The organism is Streptomyces sp. NPDC056347 (assembly GCF_042262625.1).
Taxonomy (GTDB): Bacteria; Actinomycetota; Actinomycetes; order Streptomycetales; family Streptomycetaceae; genus Streptomyces.
Genome location: NZ_JBHJQP010000089.1, coordinates 1 through 25,299, shown reverse-complemented (window position 1 = coordinate 25,299; position 25,299 = coordinate 1). Strand labels below are relative to the sequence as shown.

The 25,299-nt window shown below is 71.8% G+C and carries 24 protein-coding genes; 15 read left to right on the top strand and 9 right to left on the bottom strand.

The genetic code is table 11. The features are described 5' to 3' along the window. Positions 1-8 precede the first annotated feature (8 nt). Together ACFCV8_RS21015 and ACFCV8_RS21010 are read left to right on the top strand one after the other, a co-directional pair. On the top strand, positions 9-1,595 hold the full coding sequence (locus tag ACFCV8_RS21015) for a Na+/H+ antiporter (RefSeq protein WP_376686903.1): 1,587 nt from the start codon (positions 9-11) through the stop codon (positions 1,593-1,595). A 17-nt stretch (positions 1,596-1,612) separates the two neighbouring features. Then, positions 1,613-2,191 (top strand): dienelactone hydrolase family protein, encoded by a 579-nt coding sequence (locus ACFCV8_RS21010; RefSeq protein ID WP_376686902.1) that lies wholly within the window; start codon positions 1,613-1,615, stop codon positions 2,189-2,191. 58 nt (positions 2,192-2,249) lie between these two features. Here the strand turns inward: ACFCV8_RS21010 and ACFCV8_RS21005 are convergent, their stop codons facing one another. The 4 genes from ACFCV8_RS21005 to ACFCV8_RS20990 all read right to left on the bottom strand — a co-directional run bounded on the left by ACFCV8_RS21005 (position 2,250) and on the right by ACFCV8_RS20990 (position 6,897). Further along, on the bottom strand, positions 2,250-3,233 hold the full coding sequence (locus ACFCV8_RS21005) for a zinc metalloprotease (RefSeq protein WP_376686901.1): 984 nt from the start codon (positions 3,231-3,233) through the stop codon (positions 2,250-2,252). 317 nt (positions 3,234-3,550) lie between these two features. Then, on the bottom strand, positions 3,551-5,221 hold the full coding sequence (locus tag ACFCV8_RS21000) for an alkaline phosphatase D family protein (RefSeq protein ID WP_376686900.1): 1,671 nt from the start codon (positions 5,219-5,221) through the stop codon (positions 3,551-3,553). 145 nt (positions 5,222-5,366) lie between these two features. After that, positions 5,367-6,185: a thioredoxin domain-containing protein gene (locus ACFCV8_RS20995; RefSeq protein WP_376686899.1), complete on the bottom strand. Its 819-nt coding sequence runs from the start codon at positions 6,183-6,185 to the stop codon at positions 5,367-5,369. Between the two features lie 52 nt (positions 6,186-6,237). Further along, entirely contained in the window at positions 6,238-6,897 is a 660-nt protein-coding gene (locus ACFCV8_RS20990) for a hypothetical protein (protein ID WP_376686898.1), read from the bottom strand. Positions 6,898-7,131: 234 nt separating this feature from the next. Between ACFCV8_RS20990 and dnaE the strand changes: the two genes are divergently transcribed. Then, the gene (gene dnaE, locus ACFCV8_RS20985; RefSeq protein ID WP_376686897.1) at positions 7,132-10,671 is read left to right on the top strand and encodes a DNA polymerase III subunit alpha; all 3,540 of its coding nucleotides are present in this window, start codon (positions 7,132-7,134) and stop codon (positions 10,669-10,671) included. A gap of 90 nt (positions 10,672-10,761) precedes the next feature. Here dnaE and ACFCV8_RS20980 read toward each other — a convergent pair whose 3' ends face one another. Next, positions 10,762-10,941, bottom strand: a complete 180-nt coding sequence (locus tag ACFCV8_RS20980; RefSeq protein WP_376686896.1) for a hypothetical protein — start codon at positions 10,939-10,941, stop codon at positions 10,762-10,764. A 224-nt stretch (positions 10,942-11,165) separates the two neighbouring features. On the opposite strand from ACFCV8_RS20980, the gene ACFCV8_RS20975 reads away from it, so the two are divergent. From ACFCV8_RS20975 to ACFCV8_RS20960, 4 genes are all read left to right on the top strand, one after another. Continuing rightward, positions 11,166-12,440 carry an NYN domain-containing protein gene (locus ACFCV8_RS20975; RefSeq protein ID WP_376686895.1) on the top strand — a complete coding sequence of 425 codons (1,275 nt, stop codon included), beginning with the start codon at positions 11,166-11,168 and terminating at the stop codon, positions 12,438-12,440. A 130-nt stretch (positions 12,441-12,570) separates the two neighbouring features. Beyond that, positions 12,571-13,545 carry an ABC transporter ATP-binding protein gene (locus tag ACFCV8_RS20970; RefSeq protein ID WP_376686910.1) on the top strand — a complete coding sequence of 325 codons (975 nt, stop codon included), beginning with the start codon at positions 12,571-12,573 and terminating at the stop codon, positions 13,543-13,545. 88 nt (positions 13,546-13,633) lie between these two features. Further along, the gene (locus ACFCV8_RS20965; protein WP_376686909.1) at positions 13,634-14,443 is read left to right on the top strand and encodes an ABC transporter permease; all 810 of its coding nucleotides are present in this window, start codon (positions 13,634-13,636) and stop codon (positions 14,441-14,443) included. A gap of 34 nt (positions 14,444-14,477) precedes the next feature. Beyond that, positions 14,478-15,230: an ABC transporter permease gene (locus ACFCV8_RS20960; RefSeq protein WP_376686894.1), complete on the top strand. Its 753-nt coding sequence runs from the start codon at positions 14,478-14,480 to the stop codon at positions 15,228-15,230. A gap of 10 nt (positions 15,231-15,240) precedes the next feature. Here the strand turns inward: ACFCV8_RS20960 and ybaK are convergent, their stop codons facing one another. The 4 genes from ybaK to ACFCV8_RS20940 all read right to left on the bottom strand — a co-directional run bounded on the left by ybaK (position 15,241) and on the right by ACFCV8_RS20940 (position 19,390). Next, a complete protein-coding gene (ybaK, locus tag ACFCV8_RS20955) occupies positions 15,241-15,747 on the bottom strand; it encodes a Cys-tRNA(Pro) deacylase (protein ID WP_376686893.1) in 507 nt (168 codons plus the stop codon). A gap of 18 nt (positions 15,748-15,765) precedes the next feature. Beyond that, entirely contained in the window at positions 15,766-16,509 is a 744-nt protein-coding gene (locus ACFCV8_RS20950; RefSeq protein ID WP_376686892.1) for an LON peptidase substrate-binding domain-containing protein, read from the bottom strand. 5 nt (positions 16,510-16,514) lie between these two features. Then, complete coding sequence (locus ACFCV8_RS20945; RefSeq protein WP_376686891.1) at positions 16,515-17,555, bottom strand: hypothetical protein; 1,041 nt, start codon at positions 17,553-17,555, stop codon at positions 16,515-16,517. Positions 17,556-17,788: 233 nt separating this feature from the next. Then, complete coding sequence (locus ACFCV8_RS20940; protein ID WP_376686890.1) at positions 17,789-19,390, bottom strand: oxidoreductase; 1,602 nt, start codon at positions 19,388-19,390, stop codon at positions 17,789-17,791. Positions 19,391-19,528: 138 nt separating this feature from the next. Between ACFCV8_RS20940 and hisD the strand changes: the two genes are divergently transcribed. From hisD to hisF, 8 genes are read left to right on the top strand one after another with little or no spacing between them, the layout of a single operon-like run. Next, the gene (hisD, locus tag ACFCV8_RS20935; protein WP_376686889.1) at positions 19,529-20,851 is read left to right on the top strand and encodes a histidinol dehydrogenase; all 1,323 of its coding nucleotides are present in this window, start codon (positions 19,529-19,531) and stop codon (positions 20,849-20,851) included. Continuing rightward, complete coding sequence (locus ACFCV8_RS20930; protein ID WP_376686888.1) at positions 20,848-21,969, top strand: histidinol-phosphate transaminase; 1,122 nt, start codon at positions 20,848-20,850, stop codon at positions 21,967-21,969. The genes hisD and ACFCV8_RS20930 overlap by 4 nt, the downstream gene beginning before the upstream one ends. Beyond that, positions 21,966-22,559, top strand: a complete 594-nt coding sequence (gene hisB, locus ACFCV8_RS20925) for an imidazoleglycerol-phosphate dehydratase HisB (RefSeq protein ID WP_376686887.1) — start codon at positions 21,966-21,968, stop codon at positions 22,557-22,559. Before ACFCV8_RS20930 ends, hisB begins: the two co-directional genes overlap by 4 nt. Then, a complete protein-coding gene (locus ACFCV8_RS20920) occupies positions 22,556-22,723 on the top strand; it encodes a hypothetical protein (RefSeq protein WP_376686886.1) in 168 nt (55 codons plus the stop codon). The genes hisB and ACFCV8_RS20920 overlap by 4 nt, the downstream gene beginning before the upstream one ends. An 11-nt stretch (positions 22,724-22,734) precedes the next feature. Next, a complete protein-coding gene (hisH, locus tag ACFCV8_RS20915; protein ID WP_376686885.1) occupies positions 22,735-23,376 on the top strand; it encodes an imidazole glycerol phosphate synthase subunit HisH in 642 nt (213 codons plus the stop codon). Next, on the top strand, positions 23,376-24,101 hold the full coding sequence (gene priA, locus ACFCV8_RS20910; RefSeq protein WP_376686884.1) for a bifunctional 1-(5-phosphoribosyl)-5-((5-phosphoribosylamino)methylideneamino)imidazole-4-carboxamide isomerase/phosphoribosylanthranilate isomerase PriA: 726 nt from the start codon (positions 23,376-23,378) through the stop codon (positions 24,099-24,101). Before hisH ends, priA begins: the two co-directional genes overlap by 1 nt. Beyond that, positions 24,098-24,496: a RidA family protein gene (locus tag ACFCV8_RS20905; protein ID WP_376686883.1), complete on the top strand. Its 399-nt coding sequence runs from the start codon at positions 24,098-24,100 to the stop codon at positions 24,494-24,496. The genes priA and ACFCV8_RS20905 overlap by 4 nt, the downstream gene beginning before the upstream one ends. Continuing rightward, positions 24,493-25,248, top strand: coding sequence for an imidazole glycerol phosphate synthase subunit HisF (hisF, locus tag ACFCV8_RS20900; RefSeq protein WP_376686882.1), 756 nt, complete (start codon positions 24,493-24,495; stop codon positions 25,246-25,248). Before ACFCV8_RS20905 ends, hisF begins: the two co-directional genes overlap by 4 nt. Positions 25,249-25,299 lie beyond the last annotated feature (51 nt).

The window sequence follows — 25,299 nt, the reverse complement described above, 5'->3', positions numbered from 1 at the left end:
GGCATCCTGTGGACCAGATGGCACTACTCCTCCTGCTCTTGCTCGGGGCTGTGGTCACGGTCCCGCTGGGGGAGCGTCTGGGGCTTCCCGCGCCGGTGCTGATGACGCTCTTCGGGGTCGGGATGGCCTTCCTCAGCTTCGTGCCGAACGTGGACATCCCGCCCGAGATCATCCTTCCGGCGCTGCTGCCGCCACTGCTCTACGCCTCGGTGCAGCGGACCTCCTGGCGCCAGTTCGCCGCCAATAAACGACCGATCTTTCTGCTGGCCGTGGCGCTGGTCTTCATCACCACCGCCGCCGTCGCCGCCGTCGCCAACGCGGTCGTCCCCGGGCTGCCCATCGCCGCGGCCGTGGCGCTCGGCGCGCTCGTCGCCCCGCCCGACCCGGTCGCCGCGACGGCCGTCGCGGGTTCGGTCGGACTGCCGCGCAGGCTCGTCTCCATCCTGGAGGGCGAGGGGCTGTTCAACGACGTGACCGCGATCGTGCTGTACCACGTGGCGATCGCCGCCGCGGTGAGCGGGAGCTTCTCGCTCCCGGAGGCCTTCGGGCTGCTGATCCTCTCCGCCGTGGTGGCCGTCGTGGTGGGTCTGGTGCTCGGCTGGCTGACCATCAAGCTGATGGGGCTGCTGGGCGACGCCACACTCCAGGTCGGCCTGACCCTGCTGGTGCCGTTCGTCAGCTATGTCCTGGCGGAGGAGCTGATGGGCTCGGGCGTGCTCGCGGTCCTCACCACCGCGCTCTTCCTGGCCGAGCACACCGCCGACGCCGACGACGTCCTCGGGCGGCTCACCGGCCGCAGCTTCTGGGAGATCGTCGACACCCTGGTCACCGGGATCGCCTTCGGGCTGATCGGCCTCGAACTGCACAACGTCTTCGGGACGGCCGACGGCCGCGAACTGGAGATGGTGGGCTGGGGCCTCGCGGTGGTCGTGGTGGTCGTCGGCGTACGGCTGCTGTACCTGCTGCCCGCCACCTGGCTCGCCAAGCGGCTGCACACCCGGCGCGACGTCAGCGAGGAGATCCCCACCAGCTGGCGGGAGACCGTCGTCATGTGGTGGTCCGGGATGCGCGGGGTGGCCTCCGTCGCGCTGGCGCTGGCGATCCCGCTGACGACGGACGACGGGAAACCCTTCCCGGGCCGCGACGAGATCGTCTTCATCGCCTTCGCCGTGATCATGGCCACGCTCGTCGTCCAGGGGCTCAGCCTGCCCTGGCTGGTCCGCAAGCTCCGGGTCAAGGCCGACACGGACGCCGAGGAGGCGCTGGAGAAGGACCTCGCGATCCGTGCCGCCAAGGCCGCCAAGCAGCGCCTCAAGGAGATCCAGGAGGTCGAGGAGTTCCCGGACGAGGTCACCGAGCGGCTCCAGCGGCTCGCGTACGACGTGGGGGCACGGATCAGCCCCGACATGGTCGACGACGAGCGACGCGAGGCGTACGCGCAGCGCGCCGAGCGCTTCAGGGCGATCAGCCGGGTCCAGCGGGAGATGATGTCCGCGGCGCGGCACGCGGTGCTCTCGGCCCGCAACGAGGCGGGCTCGGACCCGGAGGTCGTCGACCGGGTGCTGCGGCAGCTCGACGTCCGCAGCCTGCGCTGAACGGGACGGCTGGCACCATGGACACCATGAACATCATGCTTTTCCACTCGATGTACGGTCTGCGCCCCGCCGTCCACGCGGCGGCCGACCGGCTGCGTGCCGCCGGGCACGACGTGCTGCTGCCCGACCTCTTCGAGGGACGCACGTTCGACACCTCCGAGGAGGGCCTGGCCTTCAAGGAGGAGCTGGGCAAGGAAGAGCTGCTGCGGCGGGCGGTGCTGGCCGCCGCGCCCTACTCCGACCGGGGCCTGGTGTACGCGGGCTTCTCCTTCGGCGCCTCCACCGCGCAGACCCTGGCGCTCGGCGACGCGAAGGCCCGCGGCCTGCTGATGTTCCACGGCACCTCGGACATCGCCGAGAACGCCTCGGTGGACGAGCTGCCCGTGCAGCTGCACGTCGCGGACCCGGATCCGTTCGAGACGCACGACTGGCTGAACTCCTGGTACCTCCAGATGCAGCGGACCGGCGCCGACGTCGAGATCTACCGCTATCCGGGCGCGGGCCACATCTTCACCGACCCCGAACTCCCGGACTTCGACCAGGCGTCGGCCGAGCTGGCCTGGAAGGTCGCGCTCGGCTTCCTCGCCACGCTGTGAGCCGTACCGAAGGGCCCCGCGGCGCCGCGGGGCCCTTCGTGCTGCCGGGGTGCGGTGATCAGCCGCGGTAGGCAATCCAGCTGTCGCTCATCCGCTTCACCTGGCCCGCGGTGAACTGGGTCATGCACGAGTCGTACGTGTAGTCCATGAAGTTGTGGATCGGGTCGACCCCGGCCTTCTTGGCGCAGGAGTCGCGGCCCGTGGGGCACTCGTACGCGGGGCTCGACTCGGCCGCGGTGTCGTCGACGTAGTCGCCGTTGCCGTTACAGCCGCCCTGGAAGGTGTGGTAGAGCCCCATCCAGTGGCCGACCTCGTGGGTGGCGGTGTCGCCCTCGTTGTAGTTGGTGGCGGAGCCGCCGGGCAGCGAGGCGTCGAGAATGACGACCCCGTCGTCCGAGGGGTTGGACTTGTAGGAGCTGGGGAAGGTGGCCCAGCCCAGCAGCCCGTCACCGAGGTTGGCGGTGTAGATGTTGAGCGCGTTCGCGCCGCCCTTGCGCAGCGAGGACTTCATGGCCTTCTCGGCGGAGGTACCCGGGGAGACGTTGTACCAGGTGCTGTTGTCCGTGTAGTCCGTGCCGGCCAGCGTGTACTGGAAGCCGGTGTCGGTGTTGCCCGAACCCTGCCCGGCGTAGGCGGCGTTCAGCACGTTCATCTGGCTGTTGATCGCGGAGGCGCTGAGCTTGCCGGTCGTCCCGGAGTGGATGACGTGGAAGTAGACCGGGACGGTCGCGCCCGCGGCGAGCGTGGGGCCGCTCGTCCGGCGGTCCGCGAGTCTCTGCTTCAGCTGCGCCTCCATGGACTTCGCCCGGGCCGCGGTCACCTCGTTGGGGTCGGCGGCGTGCGCCTTGCCGGAGGGACGGGCCTCGCGCGCCGTGGCGCTCGTGCTCGCGCCGTCCGCGCAGTTCCGCGCTGCGGAGGTCTGCGCGGCGGAGGTCTTGGCGGCCGCCGGAGCCGCCGAGGCGGTGGCACCGGAAGGAGCGGAGAGCGGTGCCAGGGCCAGGGTTCCGGCCAGGACGGCGGTGCCGATCGCACGGTTTCGCATACGCGGCGATATACGGCCGAGAGCGCGCACGGGGGACTCCTCGCGGATGTGTGGGAGAGGCGGATCCTCGCCCGCCGCCGGGAGATTACGTGGGCATGTCATCACTGGAGGAGGAATGATCAAGCCCAATCGGGTACGCCTCGAAGGAGTGGGAATCGGGGCGAATCTTTCCGGTGCTTCCGGAGTTTGAGACGGCGATGCGATCGGAGGTGTCACGACGGCGGGCGGTGTGCCCCCTTTCGAACCCCGGGGTACACCACCCGCCGTAGTGATGTGATACACCGTCAGTACGCGACGGGCTGGCCGAAAACGATCCCTCAGAGCACCGGGCTGTTCACCCGCTCGACCTTCTGCGTCCCGCTGAGCGTCCGGTACGAGCGCGTCCACTTGGCCGTGGCGTCCCGCTTGGTGCGGTCGGAGACGGCGTAGTAGTCCATCTGCGAGCGCTCGGGGGTCACGTCGAGGACGCCGTAGCCGTGCGAGTCCATGTCCACCCACTTCGCATGGCGGTTGGCGGCCTTGACCGCCGCCGCCGCGACCAGGGAGACGGTCTGCGGTGCCACGTGCAGGATGTCGTCGATGTTGTCCGAGGTCACCGACGTCACCACGAACTCGGTGGCGGCCGAGGCGGAGAGCGGGTACGTCGCCGCCTTCACCGGCACGTCGTTGGCCCACGCCATGTGGATGTCACCGGTCAGGAAGACCGTGTTGGTGATCGACCGGTCCCGCAGGTGCGTGATCAGCTCCTTGCGGTCGTCGGTGTAGCCGTCCCACTGGTCGACGTTGACGGCGAGGCCCTCCTGGGGCAGCCCCAGCAGCTTGGCCAGCGGCGCCAGCAGATCCGCGGGCACGGAACCGAAGGCGACCGGCGAGATCATCACCGAGGTGCCGACCAGCTTCCAGGCCGCGTCCGAACCGGCCAGCCCCGACTTCAGCCAGTCCAGCTGTGCCCGGCCGGTGATGGTGCGCTCCGGGTCGTCGACCGCGCCGCTGCCGATCGAGGCCTGCTGGGAGCGGAAGCTGCGCAGGTCCAGGAGGTGGAGGTCGGCGAGCCTGCCGAAGCGCAGCCGCCGGTAGACGGTGCCCTCGGTGGAGGTGCGGACCGGCATCCACTCGAAGTAGGCCTGCTTGGCGGCGGCCACCCGGTCGGCCCAGGCGCCCTCGGTGTCCGGGCTGTGGTTCTCGGCCCCGCCCGACCAGGCGTCGTTGGCGAACTCGTGGTCGTCCCAGATCGCGATGACCGGGTGGACGGCGTGCAGGTTCTGCAGGTCGGCGTCCGTCTTGTACGTGGCGTGCCGGACGCGGTAGTCGGCGAGGGTGAGGATCTCGTGCCGCGGTTCGTGCTGCCGTACGACGTACTTCGCGGCCGGGTAGCTGCCGGTGGCGTACTCGTAGATGTAGTCGCCGAGGTGGAGCACCGCGTCGAGGTCGGCGCGGGCGGCGAGATGACGGTACGGGGAGAAGTACCCGGCCTCCCAGTTGGCGCAGGACACCACGCCGAAGCGCACCCCGGGCGTGGCGGCGTCCGCCGCGGGGGCCGTGCGGGTGCGGCCGACGGGGGAGCGGGTGTCGCCCACCGCGAAGCGGTAGTAGTACGTGCTCGCCGGGGCGAGGCCCCGTACGTCCGCCTTCACGGTGTGGTCGCCGGCCGCGCTTGCGGTGGCCGTCCCGCGGCCCACCACCGTACGGAACTCCTTGTCCTGCGCGATCTCCCAGCTCACCTGCACATCGGGGCCCCGGCCCGAGCCGGGGGTCGCCCCGGCGTCCGGCGTCACCCGGGTCCACAGCAGGATGCCGTCGGGCAGCGGGTCACCGGAGGCGACGCCGTGCAGGAAGGCGGGTGTCTCCGCGGCGTGCGCGGTGGCCGCCGAGACGAGCGGGGCGGCGAGTACGGCACCGACGGCGGCGGCCTTGACGACCGTGCGGCGGCGCGGGGCGTGGGGGCCGGAACGGTCCGGCCGGGCGTCTGAAGGTATGTGATGGGTCACAGGCGATCAGACTACTGACGAGTACGGTCAAAGAGCGGGTGAATCCGAAGAGTTCACCCGCTCTTATGTGAAGAGCCAACCGGCTCCTCCGTACCGCGTCAGCCCGCGAAGGTGTGCGGTTTCAGCCCGGTGGGCGTGTGCCGCCTCAGCCCTTGAGGGCCTTGTCGACGGCGGTGTTCCACTCCTCGGCGGTCATCGGGGCGTTCTTGCCGTCCGAACCGGTGATCTTCTTGCCGTCGACGACGAAGGACGGGGTGCCCTGGATGTCGTACTTGTTGTTGTCGAAGTTCTTCGACATCTCGATCGCCCAGCGATCGAAGGTGCCGTCCTTGACGTCCTTCTGGAAGGTCTTGTTGTTCTTGAGCTCGGAGACGGTGTCCGCGATCTTGATGAGGTACGAGTCGTCCTTGAACTTGTCGTCCGTCTCCTCGGGGTGGTACTTCGCCGAGTAGAGGACCTCCTTGTAGGAGGCGAAGGCGTCCTTGGACACATTGAGGGCGGCGCCGAGCGCGCTGAGCGCGTTCCTGGAGCCCTCGCCGGGGAGGTTGTTGTCGAGGAACGTGGCGCCCACGTACTGGAGCTTGTACTTGCCGTCCTTCAGGTCCTTCTCGACCGTCGGGCCGACCGCCTGCTCGAACGTGGCGCAGACGGGGCAGCGCGGGTCCTCGTAGGCGATGATCGTCTTCTTGGCGGAGTCCTGGCCGAGGACGACCTTGGTGTTGTTCTTGCCGGTGGTGTTCTTGGGGGCGACCAGCGCCTTGTCCTTCGCGGCCTCCCAGTGGGAGGGCTTGAGGCTCTGCATCACGAGGTAACCCGCGCCGCCGGCTATCGCGAGGACGGCGACGATCGAACCGGCGACTATGGCCTGCCGCCGCGCCTTGTCCCGCTTGGCCTGGCGCTCGCGTTCGGCGCGCAGCCGCTCACGGGCCGCGGTCTTCGCCTGCTGGCTGTTGCGCTTGCTCATGGTGGATCGACTCTCCGTAGTTCTGGGGAAGGAAGGGGACTGCCGTACCGGGTCAGTGGACCGGGCACGGCGGTCCGCGCAGTCCTACGGAGTGCGTCAGGAGGCGGGTGCGCAGGACCGGCGCGCGCGGGACGGGGCGCGGGCGGGGGCGCGTCGCCTCCCCGCCGGCCGCGCGCACGGCACAGGCGACGAGCAGCGGCCGGAACGTGGCGGCGGCCACCGCGCGCAGCAGCCGGGCCAGCGCGACCTCGCCGCGCCACAGCCAGGCCGCCGCGACGAGCCCCACCGAGACATGGGCGGCGAGCAGCAGCCAGGGGGTCAGCGACGCGGAGGCGGCGCCGGGCGGTGCGACGTGCGTCAGGGGGGCGCCGAAGGATTCGCCGCTGCAGATCAGGTCCCAGCCCATGGACCGCAACGACCCCGCCACGGGGCCGCCCGCCGGGCCGTAGCAGGCGTGCTGTCCGCTGGTGAACACGGTGTCCGCCGCGAGTTCGAGCGGTACGAGGAGCGCGGCGATGGGCCAGAAGCCCCGCTCGCGCGCGCCCGCCAGGGCGAAGGCGAGCAGAAAGACGACCGCGCCGATCAGCGCGAGCAGCGGCAGTGGCAGCGGCAGGGAGGAGAGCAGTGCGTGGGCGCCCGAGGACAGCGTCAGGCACAGCGCGGTGAAGAGCGCTGCCCGTGTCGCCCGGAGGCCGATCGCCTGCGTGTTCATCGCGGTAATTCTGCCATGCCGGTTCCTGGGTGACAGGGGGCCGGGCGGCCCTGATTCCGCCGCTCGGAGCGCGGCCCGGACCGGTGGGGCCGGCCGTGCCCGGCGGGCGGGAGGGCACGTCCCCGCCGGCCGTGTCCGGCGGGCCGCGGGACCCGTCGTCCGCGCGGCCGGAGACGTAGACTTCCACGCTGTCCCCCTGTCAGTCGTCGCCCGTTCTCCCGGAGGCACAGCGCCGTGACCAAGCCGCCCTTCACGCACCTGCATGTCCACACCCAGTACTCGCTGCTGGACGGTGCCGCGCGGCTCAAGGACATGTTCGCCGCCTGCAACGACATGGGCATGACCCATATCGCGATGACCGACCACGGCAACCTGCACGGGGCGTACGACTTCTTCCACTCGGCGCAGAAGGCGGGCGTCACCCCCATCATCGGCATCGAGGCGTACGTCGCCCCCGAGTCCCGCAAGCACAAGCGGAAGATCCAGTGGGGCCAGCCGCACCAGAAGCGCGACGACGTCTCCGGTTCGGGCGGTTACACCCACAAGACGATCTGGGCGTCGAACTCGACCGGGCTGCACAACCTCTTCAAGCTGTCCTCGGACGCGTACGCCGAGGGCTGGCTCCAGAAGTGGCCGCGGATGGACAAGGAGACCATCGCCCAGTGGTCCGAGGGGCTGATCGCCTCCACCGGCTGCCCCTCGGGCGAGGTGCAGACCCGGCTGCGGCTGGGCCAGTTCGACGAGGCGGTCCAGGCCGCCTCCGACTACAAGGACATCTTCGGCGAGGGCAAGTACTTCCTGGAGCTCATGGACCACGGCATCGAGATCGAGCGCCGGGTCCGCGACGGGCTCCTCGAGATCGGCAAGAAGCTGAACATCCCGCCGCTGGTGACCAACGACTCGCACTACACCTACGCGCACGAGGCCACCGCGCACGACGCCCTGCTCTGCATCCAGACCGGCAAGAACCTCTCAGACCCCGACCGCTTCCGCTTCGACGGCACCGGCTACTACCTCAAGACCGCCGACGAGATGTACGCCGTCGACTCCTCCGACGCCTGGCAGGAGGGCTGCCGCAACACCCTCCTGGTCGCCGAGCAGATCGACACCTCCGGGATGTTCGAGAAGCGCGACCTGATGCCGAAGTTCGACATCCCGGACGGCTACACGGAGATCACCTGGTTCCAGGAGGAGGTCCGGGTCGGGATGAACCGCCGCTTCCCCGGCGGCGTCCCCGAGGACCGGCAGAAGCAGGTCGAGTACGAGATGGACATCATCATCCAGATGGGGTTCCCGGGGTACTTCCTGGTCGTCGCCGACTTCATCATGTGGGCCAAGAACAACGGCATCGCGGTCGGCCCCGGCCGGGGTTCCGCGGCCGGCTCGATCGTGGCGTACGCGATGGGCATCACCGACCTCGACCCGATCGAGCACGGGCTGATCTTCGAGCGGTTCCTCAACCCCGAGCGCGTCTCCATGCCCGACGTCGACATCGACTTCGACGAGCGCCGGCGCGTCGAGGTGATCAGGTACGTGACGGAGAAGTACGGCGCCGACAAGGTCGCCATGATCGGCACGTACGGAAAGATCAAGGCGAAGAACGCCATCAAGGACTCCGCCCGGGTCCTCGGCTACCCGTACGCGATGGGCGACCGGCTCACCAAGGCCATGCCCGCCGACGTCCTCGGCAAGGGCATCGACCTCAACGGCATCACCGACCCCAAGCACCCCCGCTACAGCGAGGCGGGCGAGATCCGGGGGATGTACGAGAACGAGCCGGACGTCAAGAAGGTCATCGACACCGCCAAGGGCGTCGAGGGCCTGGTCCGCCAGATGGGCGTGCACGCCGCCGGCGTCATCATGTCCAGCGAGCCGATCGTCGACCACGCCCCGATCTGGGTGCGGCACACCGACGGTGTGACCATCACGCAGTGGGACTACCCGCAGTGCGAGTCGCTCGGCCTGCTGAAGATGGACTTCCTGGGCCTGCGCAACCTCACGATCATGGACGACGCCGTGAAGATGGTGGAGTCCAACAAGGGCGTCAAGCTCGACCTGCTGGGCCTGCCGCTCGACGACCCCAAGACGTACGAGATGCTCTGCCGCGGTGACACGCTCGGCGTGTTCCAGTTCGACGGCGGGCCGATGCGCTCCCTGCTGCGCCAGATGCAGCCCGACAACTTCGAGGACATCTCCGCCGTCTCGGCCCTGTACCGGCCGGGCCCGATGGGCATGAACTCGCACACGAACTACGCCGAGCGCAAGAACGGCCGCCAGGAGATCACCCCGATCCACCCGGAGCTGGAGGAGCCGCTCAAGGAGGTCCTCGGCCTCACCTACGGCCTGATCGTGTACCAGGAGCAGGTGCAGAAGGCCGCCCAGATCGTCGCGGGCTACTCGCTCGGCGAGGCCGACATCCTGCGCCGCGTGATGGGCAAGAAGAAGCCCGAGGAGCTGGCGAAGAACTTCGTCCTCTTCGAGGCGGGCGCCAAGAAGAAGGGCTTCTCCGACGCCGCGATCAAGGCCCTGTGGGACGTGCTGGTCCCGTTCGCCGGGTACGCCTTCAACAAGGCGCACTCCTCCGCGTACGGGCTGGTCACCTACTGGACCGCGTACCTCAAGGCGAACTACCCCGCCGAGTACATGGCGGCGCTGCTGACCTCGGTCAAGGACGACAAGGACAAGTCGGCCGTCTACCTCAACGAGTGCCGGCGCATGGGCATCAAGGTGCTCCCGCCCAACGTCAACGAGTCGCTGTCGAACTTCGCGGCCCAGGGCGACGACGTGATCCTCTTCGGCCTCACCGCCGTGCGCAACGTCGGCCAGAACGTCGTCGACTCGATCATCCGGTGCCGCAAGGCGAAGGGGAAGTACGGCTCCTTCCCCGACTTCCTGGACAAGGTCGAGGCGGTCGTCTGCAACAAGCGCACGATCGAATCGCTGATCAAGGCCGGCGCCTTCGACGAGATGGGCCACACCCGCAAGGGCCTGGTCGCCCACCACGAACCGATGATCGACAACGTGGTGCAGGTCAAGCGCAAGGAGGCCGAGGGGCAGTTCGACCTCTTCGGCGGCATGGGCGAGGAGGAGAGCGACGAGCCGGGCTTCGGCCTCGACGTGGAGTTCTCCGACATCGAGTGGGAGAAGGCCTACCTGCTCGCCCAGGAGCGCGAGATGCTCGGCCTGTACGTCTCCGACCACCCGCTCTTCGGCCTGGAGCACGTGCTGTCCGACAAGGCCGACGCCTCGATCTCCCAGCTGACCGGCGGCGAGCACTCCGACGGCGCCGTCGTCACCGTCGGCGGCATCATCTCCGGCCTCCAGCGCAAGATGACCAAGCAGGGCAACGCCTGGGCCATCGCCACCGTCGAGGACCTGGCCGGTTCCATCGAGTGCATGTTCTTCCCGGCCACCTACCAGCTGGTCTCCACCCAGCTCGTCGAGGACACCGTCGTCTTCGTCAAGGGACGTCTGGACAAGCGGGAGGACGTGCCCCGCCTCGTCGCCATGGAGATGCAGGTCCCCGACATCTCCAACGCGGGCACCAACGCCCCCGTGGTGCTGACCATCCCCACCGTCAAGATCACCCCGCCCATGGTCAGCCGCCTCGGCGAGGTCCTCAGCAGCCACCGGGGCGACACCGAGGTACGGATCCGGCTCCAGGGCCCCCGCAAGACCACGGTGCTCCGGCTCGACCGGCACCGGGTCAAGCCCGACCCGGCCCTCTTCGGTGACCTGAAGGTGCTGCTCGGCCCGTCCTGTCTGGCCGGCTGACCGGCCCGCGGACACGACGCGGGGGCGCCCCGCGAAAGCGGTGCGCCCCTGCGTGCCAACCGGCCCGTGACCGGGCCGACGGCGCCCGGTCTAGTTGTGGCCGAAGCGCCGCTGGTGCTTACGCGCAACATCGGCAGGGCTGCCCTGGGCCTGCGACTGAGGCTGTATCTGCGACTCGTATCCGGTCGTCCTCGCCTCTTCCGTGGAGCGCTGCGGATCCGCCGCGCGGTTCTGCTGGCCGCCCTGCTTGCGGTTCTTGTTCTTGGCCATGGTGTTCCTCCTGTGGGGACTCTCGGGGCCAGGACCGCGTTCAGATTCACATGACGGTGCAAACGGTGCATGTTGGATCATTACCGTGCGTAGCGGGGGTGCGAGACGCGTCGTTCTTCCGATCCGCCACGCCGATGATCGAGTTCCGGACGTCAAGCCCCCCACGGTCGGGCAGACTCGGAGCAAACCCATGGCAAGGACCGCACCCGAACTTCTGGAAGAGGGTGGATCGCGTGGACCGTTGTGTCGTCCTGGTGGACGCCGGTTATCTGCTGGGCGCAGCCGCGAGCCTGCTGGCCGGGGAACCCGCCCGTTCCCGCATCACGGTCGACCACACGGCCCTCGTCCGGGGCCTGCGCGAGCGGGCCGAGGCCGATACGCAGCAGCCGCTGCTGCGGATCTACTGGTTCGACGGCGCCCCCGACCGCGTACCGCAGCCCGAGCACCGCAGGCTGCGCGTGATGCCCCGGGTGACCGTCCGGCTCGGCGCGCTGACCCGCAGCGACGGACGCTGGGCGCAGAAGGGCGTCGACGCGGCGATGCACGCCGAGCTCACCGAGCTCGCCAGGAACCGGGCCTGCTCGGACGTGGTGCTGGTGACTGGCGACGGGGACCTGCTGCCCGGCCTGATGTCCGCCAAGGAACACGGCGTCGCCGTCCACCTGTGGGCCGTCCAGGCCGCCGACGGCGACTACAACCAGTCCGAGGACCTGGTGGCCGAGGCCGACGAACGCCGGGTCCTCGACCGGGCCTGGATCACCCAGGCCGTACACCCCAGGGAGACCGGCGGCGTCTGCGCCCCGCCGCCCGCGCCCCGCCCCGAGATCGCCGCGATCCTCTCCGCGCCGCTCCCCGAGGCCGCCCTCGCCGCCTCCGCAGAGCGGGCCTCCGAGGCCCGCGCCGCCGCCAACGGCACCGCTGCCCCGCCCGAGGAGACCCCCGCCCCCGACCGGCCCGTGCCCGGCGGGCGCACCGTACCCACGCCCAAGGAGCTGGCGGGGAGCCTGCGCGGCCCCGCCGCCCCGCCCGAACGCCAGCTCCCGCAGCCCGCCCAGACAGGTGCCACCCTGCGCTGGTCCTCCGACCGGAGCTGGACGGACCGCGGCCCGCTGGGCGAGCCCGCCGAGACCGCCTCGCTGCCCACGCTCGCCCAGCTCACCTCCGCCGAGCAGCGCTGGGCGGACCGCGAGGAGGACATCACCACCGTCGGCGGCGACCCCTTCGAGGTCGGCCAGGTCTTCGCCCGCCGCTGGCTGGAACGGCTCCCGGAGACCGTCCACCTCCAGACGCTGTCCACCATGTACCCGCGCATCCCGCACCGCATCGACGGCGAGCTGCTGCGCTACGCCGCCCGGTTCGGCCTGCTCGCCCACAAGGACGACCAGATCGACGAGCACGACCGTTACGCGATCCGGGCGGGATTCTGGCGGGAGATCGACGTACGCGCCGCCGCCGAGCACACCCCCGCCGCCGAGCGCACCGGCCCGTCCACGAGCTGACGGCCGGGCCGTACCCCCGCCGCGGACCGGCTCCCCGGTGCGGCCCCGGGCGCGATCCGGGGCACCCGACCCCGTACTCTCGTACCTCGTGAGTACGGGCACAGCACAGGCGCAGCAGGCGGCCGGAACCGTGTGCGCGGTGCGTGATCTGGTCAAGACCTATCCCGCCGCGCGCGGCCGCCGGGGCACACCGGCCACCCCCGAGGTGCGGGCCACCGACGGGATCTGCCTGGACGTCCGGCGCGGCGAGATCTTCGGCCTCCTCGGCCCCAACGGTGCCGGCAAGTCAACCCTGGTACGCCAGCTCACCGGACTGATGCGCCCCGATTCCGGCAGCGTCACCGTGCTGGGACACGACCTCGTCCGCCACCCGGACCGGGCCTCCCGGCTGATCGGTTACCTCGGGCAGGAGTCCACCGCCCTGGACGAGCTGACCGTCGCGCTCGCCGCCGAGACCACCGGGCGGCTGCGCGGCCTCACGGCGGCCGACGCCCGCGCCGAGCGCGACGCCGTCCTCGACGAACTGGGCCTCACCGGGATCGCCGGACGCCCCCTGAAGAAGCTCTCCGGCGGGCAGCGGCGGCTCGCCTGCTTCGCCGCCGTGCTGGTCGGCGAGCGGCCGGTGCTGGTGCTGGACGAGCCGACGACCGGCATGGACCCGGTGGCGCGGCGAGCCGTCTGGGCGGCGGTGGACCGGCGCCGGGCCGAGCGCGGCGCCACGGTGCTGCTCGTCACCCACAACGTCATCGAGGCCGAGACGGTCCTCGACCGGGTCGCCGTGATCGACCACGGCAGGGTCATCGCCTGCGACACCCCGGCCGGGCTGAAGGAACGCGTCGCGGGCGAGGTCCGGGTCGAGCTGGTGTGGCGCGAGCGGGCACCGCTGGACGTGCCCGAGGTCGCCGCGCTGCGCCCGCTGGCCGAGGAGTCCGGGCGGCGCTGGGTGCTCCGGCTCGGCCCCGACGAGGCACGGGCGGCGGTCGGGGCGGTGACCGGCTCCGCCGCCTTCGCCGCGCTCGACGACTTCACACTGGCCACGCCCAGCCTGGAGGACGTCTACCTCGCGCTCGGCGGGGACACCACCGCGGGGCTGGTGAAGGCATGACCGGCGGGACGACCGGGTGCGTGTGCGCGTCCGGGCAGCAAGGGAACAGGAGCAGCACCAGGTGACGAGCATCGTGCCCGCGGACGCGGTGACCGGGCCGGTTCGGACCGGACCGGACGGCCCCCCGGCCCACGACGGCCGGCCCGCGCAGCTCGCGCCCCGGGCCAGGTTGTTCCCCTCGCTCGCGGCCGTCTACCGCGCCCAGCTGTCCCGGGCCAGGGTGGCCCGCATCCCGCTGCTCTTCGTCGCGACGTTCCAGTCCGTGGGGATCATGGTCCTGATGCGCGGGGTCGTCGACGGCGGCTCGGAGGCCCGGGCCGTCGTGGCCGGGTCGGCCGTGCTCGTGGTGGCCTTCGTGGCGCTCAACCTCCTCGCCCAGTACTTCGGGCAGCTGCGGGCCGGCGGCGGGCTCGACCACTACGCCACCCTGCCGGTGCCGCCCGCCGCGGTGGTGCTCGGCGCGGCCGGGGCGTACGCCTCCTTCACGGTGCCCGGCACGGTCGTCACGGCGGTCGTCGGCAGCGTGCTGTTCGGCCTTCCGCTGGCGCACCTGTGGGTGCTGGCCGCCGTGATCCCGCTCTCCGGGGCGGCGCTCGCCGGGCTGGGCGCGGCGCTGGGACTGCTCGCGCCCCGGCAGGAGCTGGCCACGCTCCTGGGCCAGCTGGGCATGTCGGCGGCGCTGCTGCTCGGGGTGCTCCCGGCGGACCGGCTGCCCGCGCCGGTCGGCTGGGCGCGCGATCTGCTGCCCTCGACCTACGGGGTCGAGGCGCTCTCGCGGTCCTTCGACGCCCACCCCGACTGGGCGGTCGTCGCGCTGGACCTCGCCGTCTGCGCCGTCGTCGGCGTCCTCTCGCTGGCCGTGGCGACCTGGGCGTACCGCAGGGCAGCGGTCCGGTGAGGCGCGGCGGCGGGGCGCCTGGCACGATGGCACGGTGACCGCACCCCTGACGCCGCCCCACCAGCCCTCGCCGCACGACCCCTGGCAGAATCCGCCGGACGGGGGCGGCCCGGGAGGCTCCCACCTGATCGGTGCGCACCACCCGAAGGCGCCCGAGGAGAGGGCGCTCGCGCCGGAACTGCGGCAGGCGGCGGTCGTCACCCTGCTCCTCATCGTCTGCGGGTTCGCGCTCGGGCTGCTCTGGCTGTGGCTGGCGCCGAGGGTTCCGCTGATCTCCGACAGCACCGCCGTCTTCCTGAACGACAGCGAGGGCGAGGAGGCGATCGGCGCCGACGGTACGTTCGTGCTGCTGGGCCTGGCCTTCGGGGCGGTGTCCGCGGCGCTGGTCTTCTGGTTCCGGCGGCGCGGCGGGATCGCGCTGGTGGTGGCGCTCGCAGTCGGCGGGCTGCTCGGCTCGCTGCTGGCCTGGCGGCTGGGGGTGTGGCTCGGTCCGACCCAGGACGTGGTCGCGCACGCGCGGGCGGTCGGCAAGGGCGTGGTCTTCGACGCGCCGCTCGAACTGCGGGCGAAGGGGGCGCTGCTGGCGTGGCCGCTGGGCGCGATGGCGGTCCACCTCGGGCTGACCGGGCTGTTCGGGCCGCGGGACCCGGAGCCGGAGTGGGGCGTCTTCCCCGGCGGGCCCGCACCGTGGCCCCAGGCGCCCGGTGCGCCCGCGACGCCCGGCACGGCCGAGACGCCCGGTGCGCCCGAGAACGGCGGGACGCCGCAGGGCCCCGCGCAGCCGTAGGACCCGGGGTTCAGTCCCCCCGGCCGATCTCCGCGAACACCGCCCCCGTCAGCGATGCCAGGTCCTCGGGGGCGAGTTCGACCTCCAGCCCGCGGCGGCCCGCCGAGACGCAGATCGTCCCGTGGGCGCGCGCCGAGGCGTCCAGCACCGTGCGCAGCCGCTTGCGCTGGCCCAGCGGGGAGATGCCGCCCCGTACGTAGCCGGTGGTGCGCTCCGCGGCCGCCGGGTCGGCCATCACGGCCCGCTTGCCGCCCACCGCGGCCGCGAGCGCCTTCAGGTCCAGCGTCCCGGCCACCGGGACGACCGCCACGGTCAGCGTCCCGTCGACATCCGCGACCAGGGTCTTGAAGACCCGGTCGGGGGAGACGCCCAGGGCCTCGGCCGCCTCCTCGCCGTAGGAGGCGGCGGCCGGGTCGTGGTCGTAGGAGCGGACGGTGAACGGTGTGCCGGACGCGGTCAGGGCGACGGTCGCCGGGGTGCCGCCGGACTGCTGCTGCTTCTTCGGCTTCTTCGCCACGGGGGAAGGGTCCTCGGATCAGTTGGGGTGGGTCGGGGCGCGGGTCAGGTCCACCGCGGGCAGCGACGGCAGATGGCGGATGACGGCGGTCTCGGCGCGCAGCAGCGTCAGTTCCTCGCGCAGCCGGCTCGCCGTGTCGGGCGCCTGGAGCAGCCGCTGCTTGGCCGGTACGTCGAGCACGGCCGCCGCCGCGACCAGGTACGAGACGACGGCGGGATCGTCCGGCAGGTCCGCGCCGGTCGTCAGGGACCGCTCGCTCGCCCCGGCCAGTCGCTTCTGGTAGGCGCGGAAGGCCCGCAGCACGCCCTCGGCCAGCGCGCCCGCCTCCTCGCCGCTCTCCTCGGCCAGCTCCTCGACCTCGGCGGTCAGGAAGGGGCCGCCGGTCTCGACGGAGAGCAGCCGGATGCGGGTGGTGCCGGTCGCCAGGACCTCGAAGCTGCCGTCCGGCCGCTCCCGGATCTTCGCCGCGTCGGCGATGCAGCCGATCGGATGGAAGGTCCGGACGGGGTCGGTGCCGAAGCCCTCGGCCGGGCCCCGCTCGGCGGGGCCGCGCACGGCGTCGGGCATTCCGGTGCCGGTGCGTGCGGTCTCGTGGCCGTCGCGGATCGCGACCACCGCGAAGCGGCGTGGCTCGTCCTCGTCGGTCTTCAGGAGCTCGCGCATCATGGCGCGATATCGCTCCTCGAAGACGTTCAGAGGCAGCACGAGGCCGGGGAACAGCACCGCGTTCAGCGGGAACAGGGGCAGGCGAGCGGTGGTCACAGCGGTCAAGCGTAATGGCCGCCGGGCCGTCCCCGGCCGGTCCGTCCCGACAACGGTGCCGCACAGGCCGCCCGGAGCCGGGTGTCGTCCCGCGCCGCCAGGAACCCGCCGAGCGGATCCTCGGCCACGGAAGACCACGGGAACGACGCCGCGTGCGGTCCGATCCGCCGGAACTGCTCCAGCGCCTCCTCCCAGCGGCCCCGGGCGACCAGCACGAACGCCAGCAGATTGCGGGCCTCGGCGAGCCCGGGCTCGCCCCGCGGGTACCCGGCGGACAGCGCGATGCCCAGGTCCGCCGCCGCGTCCATCCGGGCCTCCTGCACCGAGGTGGTCCGCGCCCCCGGTCCCTCCACCAGCAGCGCGAAGGCGGCCCGCAGCGGCAGCGCCCGTACCAGCGAGCCGGGCAGCGCGTCCTCGGCGGCCCGCTCGGCGAAGTCGAAGCACTCGCGGTGCGAGCCGTACCAGGCGGCGGAGAGATAGCGCAGCGCCGCGACGTGGCAGCCGTAGTGGTGCGAGGAACGCCGCACCGCCTGCTCCCACAGCGTCTCGAACACCGTGTGCGTGGCGTGGGTGCCGCGCGCGTGGTCGAGGGCCAGGCGCCAGGGCACCGGGTCGCGCGGATCGCCCTCGGCCGCCGCGGTGATCAGCGGCCCCACCTCGCGCAGCAGCTCGGCGCGGGCGGGCGACTCCCAGGCCCGGCGGACCGCCAGCTCGGCCTTGACCAGGGCCGCGTCCGGGTCGTGCGGGGCGTCGGCGAGCCAGGCGGTCAGCCAGTCGTCGCGGCTGCGGGCGAAGGTGACGAGCCGTCCGAGGTAGCGGTCCCGGTTCTCCCATTCGGCGTGGTCCCGGGTGGTGGCGAGGAGCCCGGCGGCCGGACCGTACTCGCCGAGGGCGGCGGCCACCAGTGCCGGGGAGAGCCGTTCGTCGGGCGCGTCGAGCAGTACCTCGTCGTCCGCGGGCAGCCCGGCGGACGTCTCCTGCGGGGGGCGCCGGGCCGTACCCGCGACACGGAGCAGAGCACGAAGGATTGGCATGGTGCAGACCATTGAAAAGCGCTGGTCGGGGCGGCGCCAGAGGTGCGCTGTGAAGCTTTGGTGCCGAGTGGAGGGGTTGTACCGGACCGAGTCAAAAAGCGGTAAAGGAGTGGGTGGAATCTGGCTTGATGCTGACGCTCCGGCCAAGGCTGTCCGACCGTCCGGACGCAGCTCGGACGGCCGTTCGGCGACGCTCTCCGGCCGGGCGGCAGGAGGGCCGCCCGGCCGAGGATGGCCGGATCACGTCAGCCCCGGCGCAGCAGCCGCGAGGCGCCCGCCGCGACGGTCGTGGCGAGTATCCAGCCCAGCAGGATGAGCACCGCCGTGGCCCACTGCCAGCCGCCCTCCATCCGCCAGTAGCCGTCCTGCCCCAGGTTGATCACCGGGATCAGCAGATCGAGCGCGTACAGCGCCGGATTCCAGTCCGGATGCTCGTCCTGCTTGATCGCCGCCGGCACCTGCTGCGCGAAGGCCAGCGTGCCGGCCGCCCACAGCAGCGCCATCCACAGCGCGGCCCGCCCCGGCCGGTAGCCGTACGCCACCGTCCAGTCCTGGAGGTAGCCCCAGAGCTTCGCCGCGAGCGGCAGCGTCTCGCGCCGCCGCCGCTGCTTGGCCAGCTGCACCTCCCGGGCGTCCGCGTCCTCCCCGCAGCTGCGCAGCACCGTCGCCAGCCGCTCGTACGGCTCCGGCACGTACTCCGGGGTCGCCGCCGCCACCCACTCCAGGCGCCGGGAGAGCGGGAAGTGCCCGTACGGGACGAGGTTCTCGTACACGAAGCCGCCCATCGCCAGCCCGCCGGGCCCCGGCCAGCTGGTCGACACGTCGATCAGCGTGACGACCCGCGCGCCGTTCAGCACGACCCGGCCCTCCTCCGGCCGCTCCGCGTTGAACCGCAGCTCGGGGGTGACGATCCGGCGCAGCGACAGCTCCTCGTGGCGGCCCAGCACGAACCGGGCCCGGTGCAGATCGACCGCGTCGCCGAACCGCCCGTCGTCCAGCCGCACCCCGCCCCGGCACTCGAGGATCTGCGAACGCGTGCCGCTCGCCGGGGTCGACGCCATGAGGATGCCGTACGGGGGAGTGGTGCCCTGGACGCCGGTGTCGACGCTCACCCACGCCTCGCTCATGTACAGCGTGCGCTCCACGGACAGCTGCGGGGCGTTCAGCGCGCGCCGCCCCTCGGTGCTGCGCAGACGGCTGCCGCGCAGGCTCAGCGAACCGCCCACCTTCGCCCCGCGCAGACTCAGCTCGCCGCGCGCCTCGACCAGCTCGGCCTGGAGGTCCTGGGCGACCGACAGACCGTCCCCGGCCAGGGCGCGCCCGGTGCGGTCCGGGCCGAGCTCGATCTGGCTGATCAGCAGATCGGTGCCGATCTGGGCGTCGGTGAGCCGGACGCCGTACGGGATGCGGCAGCGCGGCAGGTGCAGATCGCCCTCGGTGCGCAGCCGGGCCGCCTCCAGCCGCGGCATCGCGCAGCCGACGATCCGCAGCGTCGTGAAGTGGCTTTCCGGCAGCACCACCTCGCGCTCGAAGCGGCAGCCGGTCATCTCCACGTACGGGGCGACCTGCCCGCCCGCGAGATCCAGCGTCCCGGTGATCCGTACGCCCCGGAGCTTCAGCGCCGCGACCCGGCCGGGCCGCGGCGGCGGGCCCGAGAGCAGCAGCCGGGCGACGACACGCCCGTCCACACTGCGCTCCGGCCCCCAGACCACGGGGGCGAACGGGTCGTCCCGTGCGGGATCACGGACGCGCAGATCGTAGGTACTTCCGTTCCGGAAGCTCTGCCACATGCCCAGTTCGGCAGCGCTCAGACCGTCCGGAAAATCGCCATCGTGCGGCTCGGTCACGGGTGCCCCTTCCGCTCGGAGCTGTTCTTCCCTCTGAGTGACGTTGCGAAAGCTATTGGTCACCAGTGACGTCCAAGGCATGTATCAGCCAGTGATACGGGCGCCCGGACGGCTCAGGCGGTCTGCGAGAATTGCGGTGTGATCTCTCGAATCGATCTGCGCGGCAACACCCTCCCCGAGGGTGGAGCCCTGCGCGACCTGCTGCCCCGTGCCGAGTTCGACGTGGAAGCCGCCCTGGAGACGGTGCGGCCCATCTGCGAGGACGTCCGCCATCGTGGCTCCGAGGCAGTGATCGAGTGGGGGGAGAAATTCGACGGCGTACGGGTCGGCTCGGTCCGGGTCCCGGCCGAGGCGATCGCCGAGGCCGCCGAGCGGCTGGATCCCGCCGTCCGGGCCGCCCTGGAGGAGTCGATCCGCCGGGCCCGGCTCGTCCACCGCGAGCAGCGCCGCACCACGCACACCACCCAGGTCGTTCCCGGCGGCACCGTCACCGAGAAGTGGGTCCCGGTCGAGCGCGTCGGGCTGTACGTGCCGGGCGGGCGCTCCGTCTACCCCTCGTCCGTGGTCATGAACGTCGTGCCGGCCCAGGAGGCGGGCGTCGAGGGCATCGCCGTCGCCTCCCCGCCGCAGAAGGACTTCGGCGGCCTGCCGCACCCCACGATCCTCGCCGCCTGCGCCCTGCTCGGCGTCGACGAGGTGTACGCGGCCGGCGGCGCGCAGGCGATCGCGATGTTCGCGTACGGGACGGCCGACTGCCCGCCGGTCAACCTGGTCACCGGCCCCGGCAACATCTACGTCGCCGCCGCCAAGCGCCTCCTCAAGGGCCGCATCGGCATCGACGCGGAGGCGGGCCCCACCGAGATCGCGATCCTCGCCGACGCCACCGCCGACCCGGTGCACGTCGCCGCCGACCTGATCAGCCAGGCCGAGCACGACCCGATGGCCGCCGCCGTCCTGGTCACCGACTCCGCGGAGCTGGCCGACGCCACCGAGGCCGAGCTGAAGCCGCAGATCGCCGCGACCAAGCACGTCACCGACCGGATCGAGCCCGCGCTGGCCGGCCGCCAGTCCGCGATCGTCCTGGTCGACGACCTGGAGGCCGGTCTCAAGGTCGTCGACGCGTACGCCGCCGAGCACCTGGAGATCCAGACCGCCGACGCCTCCGCCGTCGCCGCCCGGGTCCGCAACGCCGGCGCGATCTTCGTCGGCCCCTGGTCCCCGGTCTCGCTCGGCGACTACTGCGCGGGCTCCAACCACGTGCTGCCCACCGGCGGCTGCGCCTGCCACTCCTCGGGCCTGTCCGTGCAGTCCTTCCTGCGCGGCATCCACATCGTCGACTACACGCGCGACGCGCTCGCCGAGGTCACCCACCACGTCGTGACCCTCGCCGAGGCGGAGGACCTGCCCGCCCACGGCGCCGCGCTCAAGGCCAGGTTCGGCTGGAAGGTACCGCAGCAGTGACGCACGGCAGCACCACCCGCATCGACGACCTCCCGATCCGCGACGAACTGCGCGGCAAGTCCCCGTACGGGGCGCCCCAGCTCGACGTACCGGTGCGGCTGAACACCAACGAGAACCCCTACCCGCTGCCCGAGGCGCTGGTCGACCGGATCGCCGAGCGGGTCCGCGAGGCCGCCCGCGGCCTCAACCGCTACCCCGACCGGGACGCCGTCGAGCTCCGTACCGAGCTCGCCCGCTACCTCACCCGCACCGCCGGGCACGAGGTCTCCTTCGCCCACGTCTGGGCGGCCAACGGCTCCAACGAGGTCCTCCAGCAGCTGCTGCAGACCTTCGGCGGGCCCGGCCGCACCGCGATCGGCTTCGAGCCCTCGTACTCGATGCACGCCCTCATCGCCCGCGGTACCGGCACCGGCTGGATCTCCGGACCGCGCAACGAGGACTTCACCATCGACGTCGACGCCGCCCGCGCGGTCATCGCCGGGCACCGGCCCGACGTCGTCTTCATCACCTCCCCCAACAACCCCACCGGCACCGCCGTCGACGCGGAGACCGTCCTCGCGCTCCACGACGCCGCCCAGGCGGCCGGGCCGTCGATGGTCGTCGTCGACGAGGCGTACGGCGAGTTCAGCCACCACGCCTCGCTGCTCCCGCTGATCGAGGGCCGGCCGAACCTGGTGCTCTCGCGCACCATGTCGAAGGCGTTCGGCGCCGCCGGGCTGCGCCTGGGCTACCTCGCCGCCGACCCGGCCGTCGTGGACGCCGTGCAGCTGGTGCGGCTGCCGTACCACCTTTCCTCGATCACCCAGGCCACCGCGCTCGCCGCCCTGGAGCACACCGATACGCTCCTCGGGTACGTCGCGACGCTCAAGAGCGAGCGCGACCGGATCGTCACCGAACTGCGCGCAGTCGGGTACGACGTGACCGACTCGGACGCCAACTTCGTCCAGTTCGGCCGCTTCGCCGACAGCCACACCGCCTGGCAGCGCATCCTCGACCGGGGCGTCCTGGTCCGGGACAACGGCGTACCGGGATGGCTGCGGGTCTCCGCGGGCACCCCGGCGGAGAACGACGCGTTCCTCGATGCGGTACGCGAACTCAAGAAGGAGCTGGACGCATGACCCGCGTAGGCCGGGTGGAACGGACCACCAAGGAAACCTCGGTGCTGGTCGAGATAAACCTCGACGGCACCGGAGAGGTCGACGTGTCGACCGGGGTCGGTTTCTACGACCACATGCTCGACCAGCTCGGCCGCCACGGGCTCTTCGACCTCACGGTCAAGACCGACGGCGACCTGCACATCGACTCGCACCACACCATCGAGGACACCGCCCTCGCGCTCGGCGCCGCGTTCCGGCAGGCCCTCGGCGACAAGACCGGCATCTACCGCTTCGGCAACTGCACCGTCCCGCTGGACGAGGCGCTGGCCCAGGTCACCGTCGACCTCTCCGGCCGCCCCTACCTGGTGCACACCGAGCCGGAGAACATGGCGCCGATGATCGGCTCCTACGACACGACGATGACCCGGCACATCCTGGAGTCCTTCGTCGCCCAGGCGCAGATCGCCCTGCACGTCCACGTGCCGTACGGGCGCAACGCCCACCACATCGTCGAGTGCCAGTTCAAGGCGCTCGCCCGCGCCCTGCGCTACGCCTGCGAGCACGACACCCGCGCCGCCGGGATCATCCCCTCCACGAAGGGCGCGCTGTGACCGGCCTCAACACCATCCTGATCGTGGTCGGTCTCTTCCTGGCCGGCGGTGTCTACTCCTTCTCGAAGCAGAAGATGCCCAAGGGCGTCATCGTGCTGCTCGGGCTCGCGTCCGTGATGTGCCTGGTCGCGGGCGTTCTGCGGATCCAGGGACTCTGGGACTGAGAGGGCGGCTGATGAGCGAGCAGAAGAAGGTCGTCGTCTTCGACTACGGCTTCGGCAACGTGCGTTCCGCCGAGCGGGCCCTGGCCCACGTCGGCGCCGACGTGGAGATCACCCGCGACTACGAGAAGGCGATGAACGCCGACGGGCTGCTGGTGCCCGGCGTCGGCGCGTTCTCCGCCTGCATGGAGGGGCTGAAGAAGGCCCGCGGCGAATGGATCATCGGCCGCAGGCTCTCCGGCGGCCGTCCCGTCATGGGCATCTGCGTGGGCATGCAGATCCTCTTCGAGCGCGGCATCGAGCACGGCGTGGAGACGGAGGGGCTGGACGAGTGGCCCGGCACGGTCTCCCCGCTCCAGGCCCCGGTCGTCCCGCACATGGGCTGGAACACCGTACGGGCCCCGGAGGACACCCAGCTCTTCGCGGGTCTCGACGCCGACGCCCGGTTCTACTTCGTGCACTCCTACGCGGTGCACGAGTGGAGCCTGGAGGTCACCAACCCCCAGATCCGCGCCCCCCGGGTCACCTGGGCCACCCATGGCGAGCCGTTCGTCGCCGCCGTGGAGAACGGCGCCCTGTGGGCCACCCAGTTCCACCCCGAGAAGTCCGGCGACGCCGGTGCCCAGCTGCTGACCAACTGGATCGAGACGCTGTAATGCCGAAGCTTGAACTGCTCCCCGCCGTCGATGTCCGCGACGGCCAGGCCGTCCGCCTCGTCCACGGCGAGTCCGGCTCCGAGACGTCCTACGGCTCCCCGCTGGAGGCGGCCCTCGCCTGGCAGCGCTCCGGCGCCGAGTGGCTCCACCTGGTCGACCTGGACGCCGCCTTCGGCACCGGGGACAACCGCGCGCTGATCGCCGAGGTCGCCGCCGCCATGGACATCAAGGTCGAGCTCTCCGGCGGCATCCGCGACGACGCCTCGCTCGCAGCGGCCCTGGCCACCGGCTGCCGCCGGGTCAACCTCGGCACCGCCGCCCTGGAGACCCCCGAGTGGGTCGCCAAGGTCATCGCCGAGCACGGCGACAAGATCGCCGTCGGCCTCGACGTCCGCGGCACCACGCTGCGCGGCCGCGGCTGGACGCGCGACGGCGGCGACCTCTACGAGACGCTGGCCCGCCTCGACGCCGAGGGCTGCGCCCGCTACGTCGTCACCGACATCGCCAAGGACGGCACGCTCCAGGGCCCCAACCTGGAGCTCCTGAAGAACGTCTGCGCCGCCACCGACAAGCCCGTCGTCGCCTCCGGCGGCGTCTCCTCGCTGGACGACCTGCGGGCCATCGCCGCGCTCGTCCCGGACGGCGTGGAGGGCGCGATCGTCGGCAAGGCGCTGTACGCCGAGGCGTTCACCCTCGAAGAGGCGCTCCAGGCGGTGTCCGGATGAGCGGGACCGTCCGGCGCGTCTCCTCCGGCGCGCCCTGGGAGGAGAAGTTCGGCTACTCCCGCGCCGTGGAGCTGCCGAACGGGCTGGTCCTGGTGGCCGGCTGCACCTCCGTGGAGAACGGACAGATCGCCGCGGGCGGCCCGTACGACCAGACCGTCACCTCCTTCAAGGTCGCCCTCGACGCGCTGGCCCGGCTCGGCCTGGGCCGCGAGGACGTCGTCCGCACCCGGATGTACGTCACGCACGTCCGGGACACGGACGAGGTCGGCCGGGCCCACAAGGAGATCTTCGGCGAGGTCCGTCCGGTCGCGACGATGGTCGTTGTCGCCGGTCTGGTGGACCCGAGCCTGGTCGTCGAGGTCGAGGTCGAGGCGTACCGGGGAGGGGCCCGATGAGCCTGGCGGTACGGGTGATCCCTTGCCTGGACGTCGACAACGGCCGGGTCGTCAAGGGCGTCAACTTCCAGAACCTGCGCGATGCGGGCGACCCCGTCGAGATGGCGAAGCTGTACGACGCCGAGGGCGCCGACGAGCTGACCTTCCTGGACATCACCGCCTCCAGCGGCGACCGGGAGACCACCTACGACGTGGTGCGCCGCACCGCCGAGCAGGTCTTCATCCCGCTCACGGTCGGCGGCGGCGTCCGCACCGCCGAGGACGTGGACAAGCTGCTGCGGGCCGGTGCGGACAAGGTCGGCGTCAACACCGCGGCCATCGCCCGCCCCGAGCTGATCCGGGAGATCGCCGAGCGCTTCGGCCGCCAGGTCCTGGTGCTCTCGGTGGACGCCCGGCGCACCCCCGAAGGCACCTTCGAGGTCACCACGCACGGCGGCCGCCGGGGCACCGGCATCGACGCCGTGGAGTGGGCGCACCGCGCCGCCGAGCTGGGCGCGGGCGAGATCCTGCTCAACTCGATGGACGCGGACGGCACCAAGGACGGCTACGACACGGAGATGATCGCGGCGGTCCGCGCGCATGTGACCGTCCCCGTGATCGCCTCCGGCGGCGCCGGCCGGCTCGCCGACTTCGCGCCCGCCATCACGGCGGGGGCCGACGCGGTGCTCGCCGCGTCCGTCTTCCACTTCGGCGATCTGCGGATCTCCGAGGTCAAGGGCGCGCTGCGGGAGGCCGGTCACCCGGTCCGCTGAGCGAAGCAGTACCCCGGAGCCCGTCGCCGGGCGGAGCCGATTCCTCGGCCC